The following is a 24,018-nucleotide window of genomic DNA, read 5'->3' as shown; positions in this document are numbered from 1 at the left end:
AAAGGCACCTTCTTATTTGAGGGTGTCTTTTTACAATTTTTCTGTTTACATAATAAAAATTATGGGTAAGGAGAATTAGGATGAAAAGAGAGCGATTATTACATCTTCATTACGTGTTAGCGGATCATTGGAAGGCGATGGAGAGGCTGCTATATGTCGATCCAGAATTGAAGGTAATATACAATTTTAACCAAAAACAAATGGAAAACTACACTGGAATATCCCCGAAAAAATCTGCAGAACTAGTACATTTCCTCCAAAATTCAAACCTTTTGCAATATATATCTTATTTAGAGAGAAATCAAATCTTTTATGTGACTATATGGGATGAAAATTACCCGCAATTATTACGTGAAATACAAGACCCTCCTTTTGTTTTATATGGAAAAGGAGAGAAGAATTTTCTAAATAAAGTAAATAAATTAGCGGTTGTTGGAACGAGAGAACCGTCGTTATACAGTCGTGAGAGTATGGAGTTTATTTTACATCCTTTATTAGAAAGAGAATGGCTTATTGTGAGCGGATTTGCAAAAGGGATAGATACAATATCTCATGAAGTTACAGTAAAGAAACATCGTCCGACTATTGCGATATTGGGACACGGATTATCTTATATGTATCCGAAAGAGAATAGACGTTTATATGAAAAGTGGGAGGAATATATATTGCTATTAACAGAGTATCCTCCGCACTATGCACCGAAAAAATGGTATTTTCCAAAAAGAAATCGAATTATTAGCGGGATAAGTAAAGGGGTTTTAGTTGTAGAAGCAAAATCAAGAAGTGGGTCACTTATTACGGCAGACCTTGCATTAGAGCAAAATAGAGAGGTATTTGCGCTTCCTGGACCAATATTTATTGATAGTGCATCGGGAACGAATCAGCTTATTCAACAAGGTGCAAAACTAGTACGAAATGCAGAGGATATCTTTGAAGAAATAATAAATTAACCTTATATTTTTATGTTTTTATTAAACAATTATTGACAAATGGTAGATTGGCACTGTATGGTATATTCATTCTTGATTGACAAAAACAAGAGAAATCAATAAGATTAATGAAGACTTGAATCCACCTCTTAAGGAGGCACTAGCATGTCAGATTACCTCGTAATCGTGGAGTCGCCTTCTAAGGCGAAGACCATTGAGAAATATTTAGGGAAAAAATACAAAGTCGTTGCGTCCATGGGACATGTTCGCGATTTACCTAAAAGCCAAATGGGGATAGAAGTAAAGAACAACTTCACCCCGAAGTATATTACCATTCGTGGTAAAGGTCCCGTTTTAAAAGATTTAAAATCAGCGGCAAAAAAAGCAAAGAAAGTCTATCTCGCGGCCGATCCAGACCGTGAAGGAGAAGCAATTGCTTGGCATTTAGCGAATACGTTAAATGTGGATGTTGAATCAGATTGTCGAGTTGTCTTCAATGAAATTACAAAAGATGCAATAAAAGAATCATTTAAACATCCTCGTGCAATTAATATGGATTTAGTAGATGCACAACAAGCAAGACGTATACTTGATCGTCTAGTTGGTTACAATATTAGTCCTTTATTATGGAAGAAAGTAAAAAAAGGATTAAGTGCAGGTCGTGTACAATCTGTAGCAGTTCGTTTAATTATCGAACGTGAAAGGGAGATTCAAAACTTTGAGCCTGAAGAATTCTGGACAATTAAAACAGAGTTTGTAAAAGGGAAAGATACATTTGAAGCAAGCTTTTACGGTGTAGATGGTGAAAAGGTTCAATTAACGAATGAAACGCAAGTGAATGAAATAATTGAACAGATGAAAGATAATGCGTTTTCAGTTGAAAATGTAACGAGAAAAGAGCGAAAACGTAATCCCGCTTTACCGTTTACAACATCTTCCTTGCAACAAGAAGCAGCACGTAAGTTAAATATGCGAGCAAAGAAAACAATGATGCTTGCACAGCAACTGTATGAAGGGATAGATCTTGGGAAACAAGGGACTGTGGGTCTTATAACGTATATGAGAACTGACTCAACGCGTATCTCAGAAACAGCTCAAACAGAGGCTCGTACTTACATTACTGAGGCGTATGGTGCGGAATACATAGGAACAGAGAAGAAGAAAGAAACGAAAAAATCAAATGCACAAGATGCGCATGAGGCAATTCGTCCTACTTCGGTAATGAGAAAGCCAGAGGAACTAAAAAGTTTCTTAGGTCGTGACCAACTTCGGTTGTATAAATTGATTTGGGAGCGATTTGTTGCAAGTCAAATGGCGTCTGCTATAATGGATACTGTTACAGCGAAACTCATTAATAACAATGTTCAGTTCCGTGCAAGTGGCTCGGTTGTAAAGTTCCCGGGGTTTATGAAAGTGTATGTTGAGTCAAAAGATGATGGTGCGGAAGAAAAGGATAAGATGTTGCCACCGTTAGAAGTGGGAGAAACGGTATTTTCAAAAGATATAGAGCCGAAACAACACTATACCCAACCACCGCCACGTTATACAGAGGCTCGTTTAGTAAGAACACTTGAAGAACTTGGGATTGGAAGACCATCCACTTATGTGCCGACACTTGAAACAATTCAAAAACGCGGTTATGTTGCTTTAGATAATAAACGTTTCGTTCCAACTGAATTGGGTGGAATAGTAATCGAACTTATTTTAGAGTTTTTCCCAGAAATTATTAACATTGAATTCACAGCTAACATGGAGCAAAGCCTTGATGAAGTGGAAGAAGGAAATGCGAATTGGGTGAAAATTGTTGATGATTTCTACGTAGGATTTGAACCGCGCTTAGAAAAAGCGGAAAAAGAAATGCGTGAAGTGGAAATTAAAGATGAACCAGCTGGGGAAGACTGTGAATTATGTGGTCATCCAATGGTCTTTAAAATGGGGAAATATGGGAAGTTTATGGCTTGCTCGAATTTCCCTGATTGTCGTAATACAAAACCGATTGTGAAAGAAATCGGTGTAATTTGTCCGAAGTGTGAAGAAGGACAAATTATTGAACGTCGTAGTAACAAAAAGAAACGTCTTTTCTACGGATGCGGTACGTATCCAGAATGCGACTTTGTATCTTGGGATAAGCCGATTGGCCGTAAATGTCCGAAGTGTGAAGGGATGCTTGTAGAGAAGAAGTTGAAAAAAGGCGTGCAAGTACAATGTATTTCGTGTGATTATGAAGAAGAACAACAAATGTGAGCGTAACTGCTCACATTTTTTTCGGGAAGAAAAGGAAAGGTGATATATATGACAACACAAGTAGTAAACGTCATTGGCGCAGGTCTTGCAGGAAGTGAAGCAGCTTACCAAATTGCAAAACGTGGTGTCCAAGTAAAATTATATGAAATGAGACCAGTAAGGCAAACGCCAGCTCATCACACAGATAAGTTTGCTGAATTAGTGTGCAGTAACTCATTACGTGCAAACACATTAACAAATGCCGTTGGAGTTATTAAAGAAGAAATGCGTTTAATGGATTCTGTCATTATTCGTGCAGCTGATGAGTGCTCTGTGCCAGCTGGAGGAGCTTTAGCAGTTGACCGTCATGAGTTTGCAGCTAAAGTGACTGAATACGTAAAGAATCATCCGAATGTAACTGTAGTGAATGAAGAGCTTACTGAAATTCCAGAAGGACCAACAATTATTGCAACAGGTCCACTTACATCTCCTGATCTTGCTGCACAATTAAAAGAACTAACAGGTGAAGATTATTTCTATTTCTACGATGCAGCAGCACCAATCGTTGAAAAAGACAGCATTGATATGAACAAAGTATATTTAAAGTCTCGTTATGATAAAGGAGAAGCGGCATATTTAAACTGTCCTATGACAGAAGAAGAATTTGATCGTTTTTATGAGGCTTTAATTGCTGCTGAGACAGTACCTTTAAAAGAATTTGAAAAGGAAATTTTCTTTGAAGGTTGTATGCCAGTGGAAGTTATGGCAAGCAGAGGAAGACAGACGCTAGTATTTGGACCAATGAAACCTGTTGGATTAGAAGATCCGAAAACAGGGAAAACGCCATATGCTGTTGTTCAGTTACGTCAAGATGATGCAGCGGGAACGTTATACAATATCGTAGGTTTCCAAACGCATTTAAAGTGGGGACCACAAAAAGAAGTGTTACAGTTAATTCCAGGACTGGAGAACGCAGAAATTGTACGCTACGGTGTAATGCATCGTAATACGTTTATTAATTCGCCTAATTTACTTCGTCCGACGTATCAATATAAACAACGTGATGATTTATTCTTTGCTGGTCAAATGACTGGAGTAGAGGGATATGTTGAATCGGCGGCATCAGGGTTATTAGCAGGTATTAACGCTGCTCGACTTGTAAAAGGCGAAGAGCCAGTTGTATTACCACCTGTAACTGCAATGGGAAGTATGGCAAATTATATTACTGCGACAAATGCGAAAAACTTCCAGCCTATGAATGCAAACTTCGGTCTATTTGCACCGTTAGAGAAGAAGATCAAAAAGAAGGCAGAACGAAATGAAGCGTATGCTACACGTGCTTTAGAAACAATTCGAAATTTTGTAAATATTTAGTTAAATTTCTTGCAAAGGCTACTAAGTTGTGATACGATTTAGTAGCCTTTATTGAGGTGAGTTATGTGAATGTGAAGAAATTGTTACAATTATTCGTTGGATATTTACAAATTGAAAGAAATTATTCAAAATATACAATTGCAAGTTATCAAAATGATTTAGAACATTTTGTGCAATTTATGGAGCGAGAAGGCATATCCTCTTTTTTAGATGTTACATACGCGGATGTTCGTTTGTACTTAACGACGTTGCACGATGAAAAGTTAGCCCGTAAATCTGTCGCAAGAAAAGTGTCAAGCTTACGAAGTTTATATCGTTTTTTAATGCGTGAAGGTTATCGGAAAGATAACCCGTTTGCACTTGCGTCACTCCCCAAAAAAGAATTGTCAATCCCAAAGTTTTTATATGCTGAAGAATTAGAGGAATTATTTGAAGTTTCTGATATGGAAACGCCGCTAGGTCAAAGGAATCAAGCTTTATTAGAGTTGATGTATGCGACGGGGATCCGTGTGAGTGAATGTGTCAACCTACAACTTACCGATATTGACTTTGCAGTGGGAACAATTTTAGTGATGGGAAAAGGAAAAAAACAAAGGTATATTCCGTTCGGAAGTTATGCACAAGATGCTTTAATTACTTATATGGAGAACGGGAGAAAACAGTTAGCTAACAAGACTGAAGAACAATCTCATATGGTATTTTTAAATGCGAAAGGTACGCCGCTAACAAGTCGTGGTGTGCGCTATGTATTAAACGAACTCATTAAGAAGGCTTCATTGACAATGCGGATAAGTCCCCATATGTTAAGGCATACATTTGCTACACACATGTTAGATGAAGGGGCAGATTTACGTACTGTACAGGAGCTGTTAGGTCATGAAAATTTGTCGACGACACAAATTTATACGCATGTCTCTAAAGAAAGATTGCGTTCTGTTTACATGAAGCATCACCCGCGGGCATAAATTGCTTTTAAAGCTATAAAAACATATAAAGGAGTTTTTTCTATGGGAAATTTCCACGCTACAACGATATTTGCAGTTCATCATAATGGAGAATGTGCAATGGCTGGAGATGGCCAGGTAACGATGGGGAATGCTGTTGTAATGAAACATACAGCTCGTAAAGTTCGTAGACTTTTCCAAGGGAAAGTTTTAGCTGGTTTTGCAGGTTCAGTTGCGGACGCATTTACTCTTTTTGAAATGTTTGAAGGGAAATTAGAAGAGTATAACGGGAACTTGCAGCGTGCTGCAGTTGAAATGGCGAAACAATGGCGTGGGGATAAAATGCTGCGTCAGTTAGAAGCGATGCTCATTGTCATGGATAAAACAACTATGCTCCTTGTTTCGGGCACAGGAGAAGTAATTGAACCGGATGATGGTATTTTAGCAATTGGATCTGGTGGAAATTATGCACTTTCTGCAGGTCGTGCTTTAAAACAATATGCAAGTGAACATTTAACTGCGAAGCAGATTGCGAAAGCGAGTCTAGAAATTGCAGGCGATATTTGTGTTTATACGAACCACAACATAATTGTTGAAGAATTGTAGAATCGTAAGGGAGGCATTTTATATGCATTTACATTTTACTCCGCGCCAAATTGTGGAAAAATTAGATCAATACATCATCGGTCAAAAAGATGCAAAGAAAGCGGTTGCTGTAGCTTTAAGAAATCGATATCGTCGCAGTAAACTAGCTGAAAATTTACGTGATGAAATTGCACCTAAAAATATTTTAATGATTGGACCGACAGGTGTTGGTAAAACAGAGGTAGCACGACGAATGGCGAAACTCGTTGGAGCACCTTTTATTAAGGTTGAAGCTACTAAATTCACAGAAGTTGGATATGTAGGTAGAGATGTAGAGTCGATGGTACGTGACCTTGTGGAAACGTCAGTACGCATCGTGAAAGAAGAAATGGTAGTTAAAGTTCAAGATAAAGCAGAAGAGCAAGCGAACCAACGTCTTGTTGAAATTTTAGTGCCAAGTCCGGAGAAGCAATCTGGATTTAAAAATCCATTAGAAATGCTTTTTGGCGGTGCTCAAAATTCGAATCAAACATCCGATGAGCAAGAAGATGTTGAAATCGAAAAGAAACGTCAAGACGTGGAAAGAAAGCTTGCTGCAGGACTTCTTGAAGATGAAATTGTATCGATTGAAGTGACTGAGCAACAGTCTTCAATGTTTGATATGTTACAAGGAACTGGTATGGAACAAATGGGAATGAATTTCCAAGATGCATTAGGAAGTTTTATGCCGAAAAAAACGAAAAAACGTAAACTTTCTGTAAAAGAAGCAAGAAAACTCTTGACAAATGAGGAAGCACAGCGCTTAATTGATATGGATGAAGTTACACAAGAGGCTGTTTATCGTGCTGAACAGCTCGGGATTATTTTTATCGATGAAATTGACAAAATTGCTGGTAAGCAGTCGAATAGCGTAGATGTATCACGTGAAGGTGTGCAACGTGACATTTTACCAATTGTAGAAGGATCGAATGTTGCGACAAAATACGGATCAGTAAAAACGGATTATATTTTATTCGTTGCAGCTGGAGCGTTTCATATGTCTAAACCGTCGGATTTAATTCCGGAATTGCAAGGGAGATTTCCGATTCGAGTAGAATTAACAAAATTATCGACAGATGATTTTGTTAAAATATTAATCGAGCCTGACAATGCGTTAATTAAACAGTATATGGCATTATTAGCGACTGAAGGTATAGAAATTGAATTTTCAGACGAAGCTATTCGTAAGATTGCTGAGATTGCTTATCAAGTTAATCAGGATACAGATAATATTGGAGCCAGAAGACTCCATACGATTATGGAGAAGCTCCTTGAAGATTTATCGTTTGAAGCATCTGAAATTACGTTAGAGAAAATAACGATAACACCTCAATACGTTGAGGAGAAATTAGCAACAATTGCTAAAAATAAAGATGTGAGCCAGTTTATTTTGTAATAGTGTCATCAGGTGACTCGCCCTAGTTTCCAAGTGATGAAAAAATATGTGAGTAACATGTAGGAGGAACTTTTGAAATGGAATTATTAGCAAAAACAAGAAAATTAAATGCGTTATTACAGAGCGCAGCAGGAAAGCCTGTAAACTTTAGAGAAATGTCTGATACAATGTGTGAAGTAATCGAAGCGAACGTATTCGTAGTAAGTCGTCGTGGTAAATTACTAGGTTATGCAATTCACCAACAAATCGAGAACGAGCGTATGAAACAAATGCTTGCAGAGCGTCAATTCCCAGAAGAATATACGCAAAGCTTATTCAATGTAACGGAAACATCTTCAAACTTAGATGTAAACAGTGCTTACACAGCATTCCCAGTAGAAAATAGAGAATTATTCGGTCAAGGTTTAACTACAATCGTACCAATCGTTGGTGGCGGTGAGCGTCTAGGTACATTAGTGTTAGCTCGTCTTGGTCAAGAGTTCTTAGATGATGATTTAATCCTTGCTGAATACAGTTCAACTGTAGTAGGTATGGAAATCTTACGTGAAAAAGCAGAAGAAATCGAAGAGGAAGCACGTAGTAAAGCTGTTGTTCAAATGGCGATTAGCTCATTATCTTACAGTGAGTTAGAAGCAATTGAGCACATTTTCGAAGAGTTAAACGGAACAGAAGGTCTACTTGTTGCAAGTAAAATTGCTGATCGTGTAGGAATCACTCGTTCTGTGATTGTAAATGCACTACGTAAATTAGAAAGTGCTGGTGTAATCGAGTCTCGTTCTTTAGGTATGAAAGGAACATACATTAAAGTATTAAACGACAAATTTTTACATGAACTTGCTAAATTAAAAACAAACTAATTTATAAAAACTCTCCTCAAATGAGGAGAGTTTTTTTGTATATAAGAGATTGATGTTGTTTGTGAAAAGCGCCATAATCGTGTTCTTTGGAAAACTATGAATTGAATTTTATTTTTTCGCTTAAAAGAAATACAGGTTGGTAATACTAGAATTCGAGTGTGAATAAAGAAAGTTTTACATTGTTCGCATTTTCGACTTGATTGTAATATTTCAGTATGATATAGTAAGCAGTGGTGTCAGTACAAAGTACACACGTTTACTGATTTAAGTGTTGGTGCTACGGTTGTAGTTTCGCTTAGAGATGAAGTAAACGGAGGATATCAAAAACCATTTAGGAGGAACTATATTATGTCAGTAATTTCTATGAAGCAATTGCTTGAAGCTGGTGTTCATTTCGGACATCAAACACGTCGTTGGAACCCAAAAATGAAGCGTTACATTTTCACAGAGCGTAACGGTATCTACATCATCGACTTACAAAAAACTGTGAAAAAAGTTGAGGAAGCTTACAGAACGATGCGCGACATCGCTGCTGAAGGCGGAGACATTTTATTCGTAGGTACTAAAAAACAAGCACAAGAAGCTATTAAAGAAGAAGCAACTCGTGCTGGTATGTACTTCGTTAACCAACGTTGGTTAGGTGGAACTTTAACAAACTTCCAAACAATCCAAAAGCGTATCAAGCGCCTTAAAGACATCGAAAGAATGCAAGAAGATGGTACTTTCGAAGTACTTCCTAAGAAAGAAGTTGTTCAACTTAAAAAAGAGTTAGAGCGTCTTGAGAAATTCTTAGGCGGTATTAAAGATATGAAAGGTCTTCCAAGTGCATTATTCGTAGTAGACCCTCGTAAAGAGCGTATTGCAGTTGCTGAAGCACGCAAATTACACATTCCAATCATCGGTATCGTTGATACAAACTGTGATCCAGACGAAATCGATCACGTTATCCCAGCAAACGATGATGCAATTCGTGCTGTAAAACTTCTTACATCTAAAATGGCAGACGCGATCCTTGAAGCAAAACAAGGTGAAGAAACTGTTACTGCGTAACAAATTTGGAAAGGTGATAAGGGGTTCGGCCTTTTATCACCTTTTTTAAGGTATAAAAACCTTTTTAAAAGGTATAAATACATATTTTAGGAGGATGAAAAACATGGCAATCACTGCACAAATGGTAAAAGAACTTCGTGAAAAAACAGGCGCAGGTATGATGGACTGCAAAAAGGCTTTAACTGAAACAAACGGCGACATGGAGAAAGCAATTGACTTCTTACGTGAAAAAGGTATTGCGAAAGCTGCTAAAAAAGCTGACCGCATCGCTGCTGAAGGTTTAACTTTCATCGAAACAAACGGTAACGACGGTTTAATCTTAGAATTAAACTCTGAAACTGATTTTGTTGCGAAAAACGAAGGTTTCCAAGCTTTAATTAAAGAATTAGCTGCTCACTTATTAGCTAACAAACCAGCTAACGTTGAAGAAGCTATGGCTCAAACAATTGAAGGCGGTAAAACAGTAGAAGAGCACATCAATGAAGCAATTGCTAAAATTGGTGAAAAACTTACACTTCGTCGTTTCGAAATCGTATCAAAAACGGATGCTGATGCATTCGGCGCTTACCTACACATGGGTGGACGTATTGGTGTATTAACAGTTCTTGAAGGTTCTACTGACGAAGCAGCTGCTAAAGATGTAGCAATGCACATTGCAGCAGTTAACCCTAAATACATTGACCGTGATGCTGTAACAGCTGAAGAAGTTGAGCATGAGCGTCAAGTATTAACACAACAAGCTTTAAACGAAGGCAAGCCTGAAAAAATCGTTGCAAAAATGGTAGAAGGCCGTCTTGGCAAATTCTTCGAAGAAATTTGCTTACTTGACCAAGCATTCGTTAAAAACCCTGATATGAAAGTTCGTCAATTCGTTGAGTCTAAAGGCGGAACATTAAAAGGATTCGTTCGCTACGCTGTTGGTGAAGGTATCGAAAAACGCGAAGACAACTTTGCTGAAGAAGTAATGAACCAAGTAAAAGGTAACAACTAATACAGATTAGGGAACACATTGTGTTCCCTTTTTTAAAATAAAGATGTAAGCAATTGGAGGTTCATTATGAGTAAACCGAAATATAATCGTGTCGTTTTAAAGCTGAGCGGAGAAGCTTTAGCTGGCGAGCAAGGATTTGGAATTAACCCAGCTGTTATCAAGTCAGTTGCGGAACAAGTGAAAGAAATTGCAGAACTTGATGTAGAGGTTGCTGTTGTTGTTGGTGGCGGTAACATTTGGCGTGGGAAAATTGGAAGCGAAATGGGCATGGATCGTGCAGGAGCAGATTACATGGGCATGTTAGCGACAGTTATGAATTCACTAGCTCTTCAAGATAGTTTAGAGAATATTGGAATTCAAACTCGCGTTCAAACTTCAATTGAGATGCGTCAAGTGGCAGAGCCTTACATTCGTCGTAAAGCAATTCGTCACTTAGAGAAAAAACGTGTTGTTATCTTTGCCGCAGGTACTGGTAACCCATACTTCTCTACAGATACGACAGCAGCATTACGTGCAGCGGAAATCGAAGCGGACGTTATTTTAATGGCGAAAAATAATGTGGATGGCGTATATAGTGCAGATCCATCTATTGATCCAACTGCTACGAAGTACGAAACGCTTACTTACTTAGATGTATTAAAAGAAGGTTTAGGTGTAATGGATTCTACAGCTTCTTCTCTATGTATGGATAATGATATTCCATTAATTGTATTCTCGGTTATGGAAAAAGGTAATATTAAACGTGCCGTTTTAGGCGAAAATATCGGAACAGTCGTAAGGGGGAAATAATTATGGGACAACAAGTATTGAAGTCTTCAAATGAAAAAATGGAAAAAGCAGTTGCTGCTTATTCTCGTGAATTAGCAACAGTTCGCGCTGGTCGTGCAAGCTCGTCTGTATTAGATAAGGTACAAGTTGATTACTATGGTGCACCAACACCAGTTGTGCAATTAGCGAACATTACAGTTCCAGAAGCACGTTTGCTTGTAATTCAACCGTATGATAAAACTTCTATCGGTGATATTGAAAAAGCAATTTTAAAAGCAGATTTAGGCTTAAACCCTTCTAATGACGGAACTGTAATTCGTATTGCATTCCCTGCATTAACAGAAGAGCGTCGTCGTGATCTTGTAAAAGTTGTGAAAAAATATGCTGAAGAAGCAAAAGTTGCGGTTCGTAACGTACGTCGTGACGGTAACGATGATCTTAAGAAGCTTGAAAAAGCTGGCGAGATTACGGAAGATGATTTAAGAGGATATACTGAAGATATCCAAAAAGAAACAGATAAATATATTGCAAAAGTTGACGAAATCGCAAAAAACAAAGAAAAAGAAATCATGGAAGTGTAATAGCGATAACTTCGCAAATATGACCCTCTTCTTAAGGGGGTCTTTTTACACTTTTAGGCATATGTCTGCTTGCTGGAGGGTATGAATGATGTTTAAAAACTTTCCTTTTTTTAAAAGTAAAAAGGACGCATCGTTTGATCATCTCGTTGAAGAAGTGAAAAAAGGGTATATACCAGAACATATTGCCATCATTATGGATGGTAATGGAAGATGGGCAAAGAGGAGAGCTATGCCTCGTATTGCGGGACATCATGAAGGTATGCAAGTTGTAAAGAAAATCACAAAATTTGCAAGTAAGCTTAATGTGAAAGTGTTAACTCTTTATGCTTTTTCAACTGAGAACTGGAAAAGACCGAAAAAGGAAGTTGACTATTTAATGAGGCTTCCAGAAGAATTTCTAGGTACATTTTTACCAGAATTGATTGAAGAAAACGTACAAGTCCGAGTAATAGGGCAAAAAGATCGTCTTCCTACGCATACACGCAGAGCGATGGAAAAAGCCATGGAAGATACGCAAGAGAATACGGGATTAATTCTCAATTTCGCGTTAAACTATGGAAGTCGAGATGAAATCGTTTCTGCTGTGCAACATATGATGAAAGATAGTGAGGAAGGAAAAATTCGTGCTGAAGAGATAAGTGAAGAAATGATTTCTTCCTACTTAATGACGGGTTCTTTACCTGATCCAGAGTTGTTAATTCGTACAAGCGGAGAGCTACGTATTAGTAATTTCATGTTATGGCAAATTGCATATTCGGAATTTTGGTTTACGGATGTGTATTGGCCAGACTTTACGGAAGAACATTTGCTTAGTGCGATTACAGACTTTCAACATAGAGGGCGCAGATTCGGAGGCGTGTAGAAAGAGAGGGTTTGGTAGTGAAACAGAGAATTATTACTGGAGTGGTTGCTGCCGCGCTATTCATTCCCATCGTAATTTACGGTGGCGTGCCTTTTACGGTTTTAGTGTATGCACTTGCTTCTATAGGTTTATATGAGTTAATTCGAATGAATAAGCTTACGCTTATTTCAGTACCAACAGTTTTAGCTGCGGTATTATTATGGACTATTTTAGTTCCAAGTAGTGCATCAGAACTATTTAGGTGGATTGGATTAGGTAAATTAGAAATTACGTTTGTGATTGTTTTATTACTTTTATCATATACAGTCCTTTCTAAGAATACATTTACTTTTGATAATGCTTCATTTTTACTTATGGCAACAACATATGTTGCAATGGGATTCTTATATCTGAATGAAACGAGAATATTAGGAATTAAATATGTGTTTTGCGCATTATTTGTTATATGGGCTACTGATTCAGGTGCATATTTCGTAGGAAAAGCATTAGGAAAAAGAAAATTATGGCCAGAAATTAGTCCAAATAAAACGATTGAAGGTTCAGTAGGTGGCATCGTTTGTGGAATTATTGTGGCACTTGTATACAACGTGTTCTTCCCAGTTGAATCGAATGTAGTAATTTTAATTGTGCTGACAATTATCATTTCTATTTTTGGACAAATTGGTGATTTAGTACAATCTGCATTTAAACGTCATTATGGCGTAAAAGATTCAGGTACAATTTTACCTGGACATGGTGGTATATTAGATCGAACAGATAGTTGGTTATTTGTGTTACCAATTCTCTACTTCTTATTGCAATACAATTAATAAATGAACGAGGGGTTGGAGTCATGAAAAACATTAGTTTATTAGGTGCAAGCGGATCAATTGGTACACAAACTTTAGATGTGTTACGCTCGCACCCAGACCAATTCCGTCTCGTTGCTTTTTCTGTAGGGAAAAATATTGACTACGCAGTAAAAGTAATTCAAGAATTTTCTCCGCAAATCGTTTCTGTGCAAAGAGCAGAAGATGTTATAAAATTACAAGCTGTTTCTGGTAATACAAAAGTTGTGTATGGTAGTGAAGGTCTTTTAGAAGTAGCATTACATCCAGATGCGGAGATTTTAGTAAATGCCGTTGTAGGTAGCGTAGGGTTGTTACCAACACTTCGTGCAATTGAGGCGAAAAAAACAATTGGAATTGCAAATAAAGAAACGTTAGTAACTGCAGGGCATCTAGTAATGGAAGCGGCGCGAAAACATAATGTTTCGTTACTTCCGGTAGATAGTGAACATTCAGCTATTTTTCAATGCTTGAATGGTGAAAATGAAAAAAGAATTTCTCGACTCATTATAACGGCTTCTGGTGGAAGTTTCCGTGATAAAACGAGAGATGAATTGCATCATGTGACCGTAGAAGATGCGCTTCGACATCCAAACTGGTCAATGGGTTCGAAAATTACAATTGATTCTGCTACAATGATGAATAAGGGACTAGAAGTAATTGAAGCACATTGGCTTTTTGGTATCCCTTATGAGCAAATTGATGTTGTTTTACATAAAGAAAGTATTATTCATTCTATGGTTGAATTTGAAGATCGTAGTGTAATGGCGCAGCTTGGCTCACCTGATATGCGAGTACCAATTCAATACGCGCTTACATATCCTGATAGATTACCTCTTTCAGATACAAAACAGTTAAACTTATGGGAAATGGGAACATTGCATTTTGAAAAAATGAACCAAGAACGTTTCCGTTGTCTACGTTTTGCGTATGAGGCTGGGAAAACAGGTGGAAGTATGCCAGCTGTAATGAACGCTGCAAATGAAGTAGCTGTTGAAGCTTTTTTACAAAAGAGAATTGGTTTCTTAACAGTGGAAGACCTCATTGAAAAAGCAATGAACCATCACAATGTCATTGCACGTCCGAGCTTAGAGGAAATTCTGGAAATTGATGCAGCCACAAGACGGTTTGTGATGGAACAAATTTAGCAAAGGTGGTTATGGAATTGAATACAGCGATTGCCTTTATATTAATTTTCGGTGCACTCGTATTTTTCCATGAGCTAGGGCATCTATATTTCGCGAAAAGAGCAGGCATTTTATGCCGCGAGTTTGCGATTGGTTTTGGTCCGAAAATATTCTCATTTGAAAAGAATGAAACGGTGTATACGATTCGATTACTGCCCCTTGGTGGCTATGTAAGAATGGCTGGCGAGGATGCGGACACAGTTGAGTTAAAGCCAGGGAAAAAGGTTGGCCTTGTGCTAAATGAAAAAGACGAAGCTGTGAAATTAGTTTTTGATGGATATGAAAAATATCCAAATGTTCGTGTTATTGAAGTCGAACAAGCCGATTTAGAGCATAATCTAACGATTTCAGGCTATGAAGAGTATGAGGAAGAGCTTCAAACATTCCGAGTGAATGAAAAGGCTCGTATCATTACTGCTGGAGAAGAAATTCAAATTGCTCCGTATAACAGGCAATTTGGCTCTAAAAAATTGGGTCAACGTGCTTTAACAATCTTTGCGGGTCCTGCAATGAACTTCATTTTAGCATTTGTTATTTTTGTGATTCTTGGATTTGTACAAGGGGTTCCCATTGACAAACCAATGGTCGGAAAAATAATGGAAAATAGTGCAGCGCAGCAAGCTGGATTAAAAGAAAACGATACAATTCAAGCAATTGATGGGAAAAGTACAAGTACATGGAAAGATGTTGTTGCCATTGTACGTGAAAACCCGAATAAAGAAATTACGTTACAAGTAAAGCGTGATAATGAACAGCTTAATGTAAAAGTAACTCCAACACTCGATAAAGAAGGTAAAGAAGAAGTTGGTAGAATTGGTGTTTACTCTCCTGTAGAGAAAACAGTGATGGGTTCGATTAAATCAGGATTTGAACAAACGTACGAATGGACGAAACTAATTTTTGAGTCTCTTGTGAAATTAGTAACTGGTCAATTTTCTATTAATGAGTTGTCAGGTCCAGTAGGAATTTACAATCTAACAGATCAAGTCGTAGATTATGGATTTACGCGTGTGCTAAGTTTAGCGGCAGTTTTAAGTATAAACCTTGGTTTATTTAATCTATTACCAGTCCCTGCTTTAGACGGTGGACGTTTATTCTTCTTCTTAATCGAAGCGTTACGAGGAAAACCGATTGACCGTCAAAAAGAAGGAATGGTCCACTTTATTGGTTTTGCATTATTAATGTTACTAATGTTAGTTGTAACATGGAATGACATTCGTAAGTTTTTCTTGTAAAATAAAGTGAAACTTATAATGAAATAGAGCTCGTAGAATAAAATCCCTCACCTAACCCGAGGTGAGGGGTTTTACTGCGTGTAAGAGTAAAATGAAGAGGTGCGAATAAATGAAACAAAGTATGGTATTCAGTCCTACATTACGTGAAGTTCCAGCTGATGCTGAAATTAAGAGTCATCAATTATTACTTCGCGCAGGTTTTATGCGTCAAAATGCTTCTGGTATTTATAGTTTTCTACCATTTGGTTTAAAAGTACTACACAAAGTAGAACGTATCGTTCGAGAAGAAATGGAACGCGCAGGAGCTGTAGAATTATTAATGCCAGCGATGCAAGCTGCAGAATTATGGCAAGAATCAGGCCGTTGGTATTCTTACGGATCTGAATTAATGCGTATGAAAGATCGTAACGCTCGTGAATTTGCTTTAGGGGCGACACATGAAGAAGTAATTACTGATCTTGTACGTGATGAAGTAAAATCATATAAAAAATTACCGTTAACGCTATACCAAATTCAAACAAAGTTCCGTGACGAACAAAGACCTCGTTTCGGTTTATTACGTGGAAGAGAGTTTCTAATGAAAGATGCCTATTCTTTCCACGCTACGCAGGAGAGCTTAGATGAAGTGTATGATCGCTTATATAAAGCATACTCTAACATTTTTGCTCGTTGTGGCTTAAATTTCCGTGCGGTTATTGCTGACTCTGGAGCAATGGGCGGAAAAGATACACATGAATTTATGGTATTATCTGATGTTGGTGAAGATACTATTGCATACTCGGATACATCCAATTATGCAGCGAACATCGAAATGGCTCCTGTTGTAGCTACGTATACGAAGAGTGACGAAGCAGAAAAGGCACTTGAAAAAGTAGCAACGCCAGATCAAAAAGCAATTGAAGAAGTATCTGCATTCTTAAACATTGAAGCAGAACAGTGTATTAAGTCTATGGTATTTAAAGTAGACGAGAAATTAGTAGTTGTACTTGTTCGTGGTGATCATGAAGTAAACGATGTAAAAGTGAAAAATGTATACGGCGCTTCAGTTGTTGAGCTTGCTTCTCATGAAGAAGTAAAAGAATTATTAAATTGTGAAGTTGGTTCATTAGGACCGATTGGTGTAACAGGTGATATCGAAATTATTGCTGACCATGCTGTAGCATCAATTGTAAACGGATGTTCAGGAGCGAATGAAGAAGGGTTCCATTATGTAAATGTAAATCCAGAACGTGACTTTAAAGTAAGTCAATATACAGATTTACGCTTCATCCAAGAAGGAGACCAATCTCCAGATGGAAACGGAACAATTCTTTTCGCACGCGGAATTGAAGTTGGTCATGTATTTAAATTAGGAACTCGCTATAGTGAAGCGATGAACGCAACATTCCTAGATGAAAACGGGAAAACACAAGCACTTATTATGGGTTGTTACGGTATCGGTGTATCTCGTACAGTGGCAGCAATTGCAGAGCAGTTTAATGATGAGAACGGCTTAGTTTGGCCAAAAGCTGTAGCACCGTTCCATGTGCATGTAATTCCAGTAAATATGAAATCTGATGCACAACGTGAAATGGGTAAAAATATTTACAACTCATTACAAGAGCAAGGATATGAAGTATTACTAGATGATCGTGCAGAACGTGCAGGTGTTAAATTTGCAGATGCAGATTTATTTGGCCTTCCAGTTCGCGTTACGGTTGGTAAAAAAGCAGATGAAGGTATTGTAGAAGTGAAAGTACGTGCTACAGGCGAGTCTGAAGAAGTGAAAGTAGAAGAACTTCAAACATATATTGCTAATATTTTAAAATAAGAAGAGGTACCTCGTAATGAGGTACCTTCTCTTTCTTTGTAAACGTATTTTGTAAAAGAAGAAGGGAGACATCTTTCTTTGTAGTACGTTTCAATTTATAATAGCAAATGGAAGGAGAGTGCTTATGTCATTAACAAATGAACAACAAGAGCGATTTCAAATTTTGCTCCAGCAGTTGCAAATACCAGAAGACCTTATAAATCAATATTTACAGGGCGGTGGTATTGAAAAGCTAGTTATTGATAAAGCGAATAAAGGTTGGCATTTTGACTTACAAGTGCCACGTATTTTGCCGACAGAATTATATGAATTGCTAGAAGTGAAGCTTAAGCAATCATTTTCTCATATTGCAAGAACAACATTTGCATTACAAGCAGAGAATAAACAATTTACAGAAGAAGAAGTGAAGGCATATTGGCCGCTTTGTACGGAGCGAATTACATTTTCACCTATGTTTGCTTACTTAAAGAAGCAACTACCTCAGGTAAATGGAGTGAAGTTGTTAATAAATGTGAATAACGAGTTAGAATCTACTGCTTTAAAGAAAAATGTTACGAAACCAGTAGGTGATCAATACGAAGCTTTTGGATTCCCACGTTTTCAGTTAGACACACATATAAAGCAAAATGCAGAAGAAATGCAAAAGTTTCGTGAGCAAACTCAGCAAGAAGACCGTGAGCGTGTAATACAAGCTATGGAAGAAATGGCGAAGAAGCAAGCTGAAGAAAGTAGCGTTGTGCATGAAGGACCGGTTGTACTCGGATATCTTATTAAGCCAGATGAAGAGATTACACCGATGCGAGAAATTCAAGATGAAGAACGAAGAAAAACGGTTCAAGGGTATGTATTCCATGTAGAAACAAAAGAGCTTCGTAGTGGGCGTACGTTATTAACTTTAAAAATAACGGACTATACGGATTCTATTATGATCAAAATGTTTTCGCGTGACAAAGAAGATATTCCAATGCTGCAATCCTTGAGAAAAGGAATGTGGGTGAAAGCACGTGGTTCTGTTCAAAATGATACATTCGTTCGAGATTTAGTAATGATTGCAAACGATATTAATGAAATAACAGGACCATCTCGTAAAGATAAGGCGCCAGAAGGTGAAAAACGTGTAGAGCTTCACCTTCATACCCCAATGAGTCAAATGGACGCTGTTACGCCTGTCTCTAGGCTTGTTGCTCAAGCTGGTAAATGGGGACATGAGGCTATTGCAGTTACAGACCATGCTGTTGCTCAGTCTTTCCCAGAAGCATACTCTGCGGGTAAAAAGGCTGGGGTTAAAGTTATATACGGTGTAGAGGCAAATTTAGTTAATGATGGTGTACCGATCGCATATAACGAAGCGCATCGTTTACTTGCAGAGGAAACGTATGTTGTTTTCGACGTTGAGACGACAGGTTTATCAGCTGTATACGATACAGTCATTGAGTTAGCTGCCGTAAAGATAAAAGGTGGCGAAATCATTGATCGTTTTGAATCTTTCGCAAATCCGCATCAACCATTATCTGCGACGATTATTGAATTAACAGGTATTACAGATGATATGTTAACTGATGCACCAGAAGTGGACGAAGTGTTTAAAAAGTTTGAGGAATGGATGGGTGACCATACACTTGTTGCTCATAACGCAAGCTTTGATATGGGCTTTATTAACGTAGGTTTTAAAAAGGCAGGGCTAGCAAAAACGAATAACCCTGTTATTGATACGTTAGAACTTGCGCGGTTCTTATTCCCGGAAATGAAAAACCATCGATTAAATACGATGTGTAAAAAGCTTGATATTGAATTAACGCAACATCACCGTGCGATTTATGATACTGAAGCAACGGGATACTTACTTGTGAAAATGCTAAAAGATGTAATTGAAAAGGGATTTGAATATCATAATCAATTAAATGATAGTATGGGACAAGGGGATGCGTATAAACGTGGGCGTCCAAGTCATATGACATTACTTGCTACATCAGATGTTGGATTGAAAAATTTATATAAACTTGTTTCATATTCTCACCTGAATTATTTTTACCGTGTGCCACGTGTACCAAGGTCACTATTAAAAAAATATCGTGAAGGAATTTTAGTAGGAACGGCTTGTGATAAAGGTGAAGTGTTTGAGGCAATGATGCAAAAAGCACCTGAAGAAGTAGAAGAAATTGCGCAATTCTATGATTACATTGAAGTAATGCCTCCAGAGGTGTTACGTCATTTAGTAGAACGTGAACTTGTTCGAGATGAAGGACAATTAAAAACAATTATTTCTAACTTAGTAAAACTGGGTGAGACGTTGGATAAACCGGTTGTCGCTACAGGGAACGTGCATTATTTAGATCAAGAGGATGCTATGTATCGTAAAATTTTAGTGAGTTCGCAGGGCGGAGCAAATCCGTTAAATCGACATTCATTACCGCCGGTACATTTCCGTACAACAGATGAGATGTTAGAGTGTTTTTCATTTTTAGGTGAAGACAAAGCGAAAGAAATTGTAGTAACGAATACACAAAAGGTTGCGTCATTAATTGGTGATGTTCATCCAGTAAAAGATGATTTATACACACCGAAAATTGAAGGTGCTGATGATGAAACGCGTGATATGAGTTATAAAATGGCGCGTAGCATTTATGGGGAAGAGCTACCAGAAATCGTAGAAGCCCGATTGGAAAAAGAATTAAAAAGTATTATCGGACATGGATTTGCTGTAATTTATTTAATTTCACATAAGCTGGTGAAAAAATCGTTAGTAGACGGATATTTAGTAGGTTCGCGTGGATCTGTAGGTTCATCATTCGTTGCAACGATGATGGAAATTACAGAAGTAAATCCATTACCACCACATTATGTATGTCCGAAGTGTAAGCAATCAGAATTCTTTAATGACGGCTCGGTAGGTTCTGGTTTTGATTTACCAGATAAAGAATGTCCAACATGTAATGTTTCATATGTAAAAGATGGACATGATATTCCGTTCGAAACGTTCCTTGGATTTAAAGGAGATAAGGTACCCGATATCGATTTGAACTTCTCCGGCGAATACCAACCACGTGCCCATAACTATACGAAAATACTGTTCGGTGAAGATTATGTATATCGTGCAGGAACGATTGGTACAGTTGCAGAAAAAACGGCTTATGGATATGTAAAAGGTTATGCAAATGATCATAATTTAACGATACGAAATGCAGAAATTGACCGCTTAGTAGCAGGGTGTACCGGTGTAAAACGTACAACTGGACAGCATCCAGGTGGTATTATCGTTGTGCCAGATTACATGGACATCTTTGATTTCTCACCAATACAGTATCCGGCAGATTCAATAGGGGCTGAGTGGAGAACGACACACTTTGATTTCCACTCAATTCATGATAATTTATTGAAACTTGATATACTAGGACACGATGATCCGACAGTTATTCGTATGTTACAAGATTTAAGTGGTATTGATCCGAAAACAATCCCAACAGATGATCCGGAAGTAATGAAAATTTTCTCAGGTCCGGAATCATTAGGAGTAACGGAAGAACAAATTAACTGTAAAACAGGTACACTTGGTATACCGGAATTCGGTACGAAATTCGTAAGACAAATGTTAGAAGAGACAAAACCAACGACATTCTCAGAGTTAGTCCAAATTTCTGGACTATCACATGGTACGGACGTATGGCTCGGTAATGCAAACGAGTTAATTTATAACGGTACATGTACGCTGAGTGAAGTTATCGGTTGTCGTGATGACATCATGGTATATTTAATCTATCAAGGTTTAGATCCATCATTAGCCTTCAAAATTATGGAGTCGGTTCGTAAAGGTAAAGGTGTACCGGAAGAATGGGAAGAGGACATGAAAAGTAATAATGTACCAGGTTGGTATATTGATTCATGTAAGAAGATTAAATACATGTTCCCTAAAGCCCATGCGGCTGCTTACGTACTTATGGCTGTACGTATCGCGTATTTTAAAGTACATTTTGCACTTTTATTCTATGCGGCATACTTTACGGTTCGTGCAGATGACTTTGATGTAGAGGCGATGGCAAAAGGTTCAGCATCTATACGTGTAAAGATTGATGAAATTGCGCAAAAAGGATTAGATGCAGCGCCGAAAGAGAAGAGTTTATTAACGGTACTAGAAATGACACTTGAAATGTGTGAGCGTGGATACTCATTCCAAAAGGTTGATTTATATCGCTCGCATGCAACAGAATTCATTATTGATGGAGACTCATTAATTCCTCCATTTAATGCGGTGCCTGGTCTTGGTACAAACGCAGCTTTAAGTATCGTAGAAGCTCGTAAAAATGGAGATTTCTTATCAAAAGAAGATTTACAGCAGCGCAGTAAGGTTTCTAAAACGATTATTGAGTATTTAGATAGTCAAGGTTGCTTAGGTGATCTACCTGATCAAAACCAATTATCACTGTTCTAGCAGGTAGGAAAAGTCTTTGCAAATCAGTATTTGCTATGGTATACTATTAACCGAGATAACCATGTCATGTATATTGTGTGAAAAAAAGAGTGGGGAAACCCACTCTTTCGTGTTACTATCTACGTTTTATTGATGTAGAGAGGTAAGAAATTTCTGTCGTATATACATATTTTGTTACAAGTTTTACTTCTTAAATTTGGTAATACTAAGACAGATATTCCCTGCTTAACGGCAGGGGCTTTTGTTAGCTAACGAGAAAGAATAAGATAGACCGTTTTTATGGACGGAATCTTTTCTTGTAAATGGTACATGGCGGCAGGAAGGAGGCTGTTTATGGATAAGAAAGTCACAGAAGTTGTAGAAGCATTTGCGCAGCCGATCGTTGAAGAGTTAAATCTTGAACTTGTAGATGTAGAGTATGTGAAAGAAGGACAGGACTGGTTCTTACGCGTATTCATCGATTCTGAAAAGGGAGTCGACATTGAAGAATGCGGTGCGGTAAGTGAACGTTTAAGCGAAGCTTTAGATAAAGAGGATCCAATTCCTCATCTTTACTTTTTGGATGTATCATCTCCTGGAGCAGAACGCCCATTAAAGAAAGAGAAAGACTTCCAGCAAGCGGTAGGAAAACAAGTGGCAATTAAAACATATGAGCCGATTGATGGTGAAAAAATGTTTGAAGGAAAGCTACTTTCCTACGATGGTACTACAATTACACTATTATTAACAATTAAAACACGTAAAAAAGAAATCCAAATTCCAATGGATAAAGTTGCAAATGCGCGACTTGCTGTTACGTTTTAGTTAGAAGGGGGATCTTCATGAGCACTGAGTTGTTAGATGCCTTGCTCGTATTAGAGTCAGAAAAAGGAATTAGCAAAGATATTATTATTGATGCGATTGAAGCAGCATTAATCTCTGCTTATAAACGCAATTTTAACCAAGCACAAAACGTTCGTGTGAGCTTTAACCCAGAAGTGGGAACAATTCAAGTTTTAGCACGTAAAGACGTTGTTGATAATGTGTTTGATCCACGTCTTGAAATTTCTGTTGAAGAAGCAAGACAAATTAATCCAAACTATCAAGATGGTGACGTACTAGAAATTGAAGTAACACCAAAAGATTTCGGCCGCATTGCAGCACAAACTGCAAAACAGGTTGTAACACAACGAGTGCGTGAAGCAGAGCGTGGTGTTATTTACTCGGAGTTTAGTGACCGTGAAGAAGACATCATGGTTGGTATTGTACAACGTCAAGATGCTCGTTTCATCTATGTAAGCTTAGGGAAAGTAGAAGCTTTATTACCTGTAAGTGAGCAAATGCCAAACGAACAATACAAACCACATGATCGCATTCGCGTATTCATTACGAAAGTAGAAAAAACAACGAAGGGACCACAAATTTACGTATCACGTACACATCCTGGTCTTTTAAAACGTTTATTCGAAATGGAAGTTCCTGAGATTTATGATGGAACTGTTGAAATTCGTTCTGTGGCACGTGAAGCAGGCGATCGTTCTAAAATTTCTGTACATGCAGAGAACATTGATGTTGATCCAGTAGGCTCTTGTGTAGGACCGAAAGGACAACGTGTACAACGCATTGTAGATGAATTAAAAGGTGAAAAGATTGACATCGTTCGCTGGTCAAATGATCCAGTAGAATATGTTGCAAATGCTTTAAGCCCATCACAAGTTGTTAAAGTACTTGTAGATGAAGAAGAAAAAGCAACAACTGTTGTTGTTCCAGACCACCAACTTTCATTAGCTATCGGTAAGCGTGGACAAAACGCGCGTCTTGCAGCTAAATTAACAGGTTGGAAAATTGATATTAAGAGTGAGTCTGATGCGAAACAACTAGGTATTGTAACAGAAGAAGATAGCGTAATCGCATTCGGATTCGATTCAGTTGAAGACGAAATCGAATAGAGGTGA

Annotated in this window: 19 protein-coding genes; all 19 read left to right on the top strand. The window is 37.8% G+C overall.

From position 1 onward, the window contains the following. Positions 1-80 precede the first annotated feature (80 nt). The 19 genes from dprA (at position 81) to nusA (ending at position 24,012) form a co-directional block, all read left to right on the top strand. Complete coding sequence (gene dprA / locus ACUN26_RS15690; protein WP_000818053.1) at positions 81-950, top strand: DNA-processing protein DprA; 870 nt, start codon at positions 81-83, stop codon at positions 948-950. A gap of 144 nt (positions 951-1,094) precedes the next feature. Then, a complete protein-coding gene (topA, locus tag ACUN26_RS15685) occupies positions 1,095-3,173 on the top strand; it encodes a type I DNA topoisomerase (protein WP_001286961.1) in 2,079 nt (692 codons plus the stop codon). Positions 3,174-3,221: 48 nt separating this feature from the next. Further along, on the top strand, positions 3,222-4,526 hold the full coding sequence (gene trmFO, locus ACUN26_RS15680; protein WP_098821829.1) for an FADH(2)-oxidizing methylenetetrahydrofolate--tRNA-(uracil(54)-C(5))-methyltransferase TrmFO: 1,305 nt from the start codon (positions 3,222-3,224) through the stop codon (positions 4,524-4,526). A gap of 65 nt (positions 4,527-4,591) precedes the next feature. Then, on the top strand, positions 4,592-5,491 hold the full coding sequence (gene xerC / locus ACUN26_RS15675; protein WP_001101236.1) for a tyrosine recombinase XerC: 900 nt from the start codon (positions 4,592-4,594) through the stop codon (positions 5,489-5,491). Positions 5,492-5,533: 42 nt separating this feature from the next. Continuing rightward, positions 5,534-6,076, top strand: coding sequence for an ATP-dependent protease proteolytic subunit HslV (hslV, locus tag ACUN26_RS15670; RefSeq protein WP_000526274.1), 543 nt, complete (start codon positions 5,534-5,536; stop codon positions 6,074-6,076). A 22-nt stretch (positions 6,077-6,098) separates the two neighbouring features. Further along, positions 6,099-7,490 (top strand): ATP-dependent protease ATPase subunit HslU, encoded by a 1,392-nt coding sequence (gene hslU, locus ACUN26_RS15665; protein WP_000550076.1) that lies wholly within the window; start codon positions 6,099-6,101, stop codon positions 7,488-7,490. 77 nt (positions 7,491-7,567) lie between these two features. Continuing rightward, entirely contained in the window at positions 7,568-8,347 is a 780-nt protein-coding gene (gene codY / locus ACUN26_RS15660) for a GTP-sensing pleiotropic transcriptional regulator CodY (RefSeq protein ID WP_000421291.1), read from the top strand. Between the two features lie 348 nt (positions 8,348-8,695). Next, positions 8,696-9,397 carry a 30S ribosomal protein S2 gene (rpsB, locus tag ACUN26_RS15655; protein ID WP_000111485.1) on the top strand — a complete coding sequence of 234 codons (702 nt, stop codon included), beginning with the start codon at positions 8,696-8,698 and terminating at the stop codon, positions 9,395-9,397. Positions 9,398-9,500: 103 nt separating this feature from the next. Continuing rightward, positions 9,501-10,388, top strand: coding sequence for a translation elongation factor Ts (tsf, locus tag ACUN26_RS15650; RefSeq protein WP_001018579.1), 888 nt, complete (start codon positions 9,501-9,503; stop codon positions 10,386-10,388). Between the two features lie 66 nt (positions 10,389-10,454). Next, positions 10,455-11,177, top strand: coding sequence for a UMP kinase (gene pyrH / locus ACUN26_RS15645; RefSeq protein ID WP_000042662.1), 723 nt, complete (start codon positions 10,455-10,457; stop codon positions 11,175-11,177). Between the two features lie 2 nt (positions 11,178-11,179). Further along, positions 11,180-11,737, top strand: coding sequence for a ribosome recycling factor (gene frr / locus ACUN26_RS15640; protein WP_000531505.1), 558 nt, complete (start codon positions 11,180-11,182; stop codon positions 11,735-11,737). An 85-nt stretch (positions 11,738-11,822) separates the two neighbouring features. Then, positions 11,823-12,599 (top strand): isoprenyl transferase, encoded by a 777-nt coding sequence (gene uppS, locus ACUN26_RS15635; RefSeq protein ID WP_000971308.1) that lies wholly within the window; start codon positions 11,823-11,825, stop codon positions 12,597-12,599. A 17-nt stretch (positions 12,600-12,616) separates the two neighbouring features. Next, on the top strand, positions 12,617-13,408 hold the full coding sequence (gene cdsA / locus ACUN26_RS15630) for a phosphatidate cytidylyltransferase (protein WP_000813595.1): 792 nt from the start codon (positions 12,617-12,619) through the stop codon (positions 13,406-13,408). 23 nt (positions 13,409-13,431) lie between these two features. Continuing rightward, entirely contained in the window at positions 13,432-14,574 is a 1,143-nt protein-coding gene (gene dxr, locus ACUN26_RS15625) for a 1-deoxy-D-xylulose-5-phosphate reductoisomerase (RefSeq protein WP_000790354.1), read from the top strand. A 17-nt stretch (positions 14,575-14,591) separates the two neighbouring features. After that, complete coding sequence (gene rseP / locus ACUN26_RS15620; RefSeq protein WP_001090232.1) at positions 14,592-15,848, top strand: RIP metalloprotease RseP; 1,257 nt, start codon at positions 14,592-14,594, stop codon at positions 15,846-15,848. 109 nt (positions 15,849-15,957) lie between these two features. Continuing rightward, entirely contained in the window at positions 15,958-17,658 is a 1,701-nt protein-coding gene (locus ACUN26_RS15615; RefSeq protein WP_000814325.1) for a proline--tRNA ligase, read from the top strand. Positions 17,659-17,782: 124 nt separating this feature from the next. After that, on the top strand, positions 17,783-22,084 hold the full coding sequence (locus ACUN26_RS15610; protein WP_000060012.1) for a PolC-type DNA polymerase III: 4,302 nt from the start codon (positions 17,783-17,785) through the stop codon (positions 22,082-22,084). A 333-nt stretch (positions 22,085-22,417) separates the two neighbouring features. Continuing rightward, entirely contained in the window at positions 22,418-22,888 is a 471-nt protein-coding gene (rimP, locus tag ACUN26_RS15605; protein WP_000359095.1) for a ribosome maturation factor RimP, read from the top strand. Between the two features lie 17 nt (positions 22,889-22,905). Continuing rightward, positions 22,906-24,012: a transcription termination factor NusA gene (gene nusA, locus ACUN26_RS15600; protein ID WP_000102596.1), complete on the top strand. Its 1,107-nt coding sequence runs from the start codon at positions 22,906-22,908 to the stop codon at positions 24,010-24,012. Positions 24,013-24,018: the final 6 nt, after the last annotated feature.

It is taken from the genome of Bacillus sp. WC2503 (assembly GCF_052682895.1).
Note: the sequence above shows the minus strand (reverse complement) of the source record. Positions and strands in the feature narration are given on the sequence as shown.

Bases quoted from the DNA above. Each gene is read 5' to 3' on its own strand.
- rpsB (WP_000111485.1), top strand. From the start codon at position 8,696: ATGTCAGTAATTTCTATGAAGCAATTGCTTGAAGCTGGTGTTCATTTC.
- dprA (WP_000818053.1), top strand. From the start codon at position 81: ATGAAAAGAGAGCGATTATTACATCTTCATTACGTGTTAGCGGATCAT.
- trmFO (WP_098821829.1), top strand. From the start codon at position 3,222: ATGACAACACAAGTAGTAAACGTCATTGGCGCAGGTCTTGCAGGAAGT.
- pyrH (WP_000042662.1), top strand. From the start codon at position 10,455: ATGAGTAAACCGAAATATAATCGTGTCGTTTTAAAGCTGAGCGGAGAA.
- codY (WP_000421291.1), top strand. From the start codon at position 7,568: ATGGAATTATTAGCAAAAACAAGAAAATTAAATGCGTTATTACAGAGC.
- nusA (WP_000102596.1), top strand. From the start codon at position 22,906: ATGAGCACTGAGTTGTTAGATGCCTTGCTCGTATTAGAGTCAGAAAAA.
- ACUN26_RS15610 (WP_000060012.1), top strand. From the start codon at position 17,783: ATGTCATTAACAAATGAACAACAAGAGCGATTTCAAATTTTGCTCCAG.
- uppS (WP_000971308.1), top strand. From the start codon at position 11,823: ATGATGTTTAAAAACTTTCCTTTTTTTAAAAGTAAAAAGGACGCATCG.
- frr (WP_000531505.1), top strand. From the start codon at position 11,180: ATGGGACAACAAGTATTGAAGTCTTCAAATGAAAAAATGGAAAAAGCA.
- hslU (WP_000550076.1), top strand. From the start codon at position 6,099: ATGCATTTACATTTTACTCCGCGCCAAATTGTGGAAAAATTAGATCAA.
- hslV (WP_000526274.1), top strand. From the start codon at position 5,534: ATGGGAAATTTCCACGCTACAACGATATTTGCAGTTCATCATAATGGA.
- rimP (WP_000359095.1), top strand. From the start codon at position 22,418: ATGGATAAGAAAGTCACAGAAGTTGTAGAAGCATTTGCGCAGCCGATC.
- topA (WP_001286961.1), top strand. From the start codon at position 1,095: ATGTCAGATTACCTCGTAATCGTGGAGTCGCCTTCTAAGGCGAAGACC.
- ACUN26_RS15615 (WP_000814325.1), top strand. From the start codon at position 15,958: ATGAAACAAAGTATGGTATTCAGTCCTACATTACGTGAAGTTCCAGCT.
- tsf (WP_001018579.1), top strand. From the start codon at position 9,501: ATGGCAATCACTGCACAAATGGTAAAAGAACTTCGTGAAAAAACAGGC.
- dxr (WP_000790354.1), top strand. From the start codon at position 13,432: ATGAAAAACATTAGTTTATTAGGTGCAAGCGGATCAATTGGTACACAA.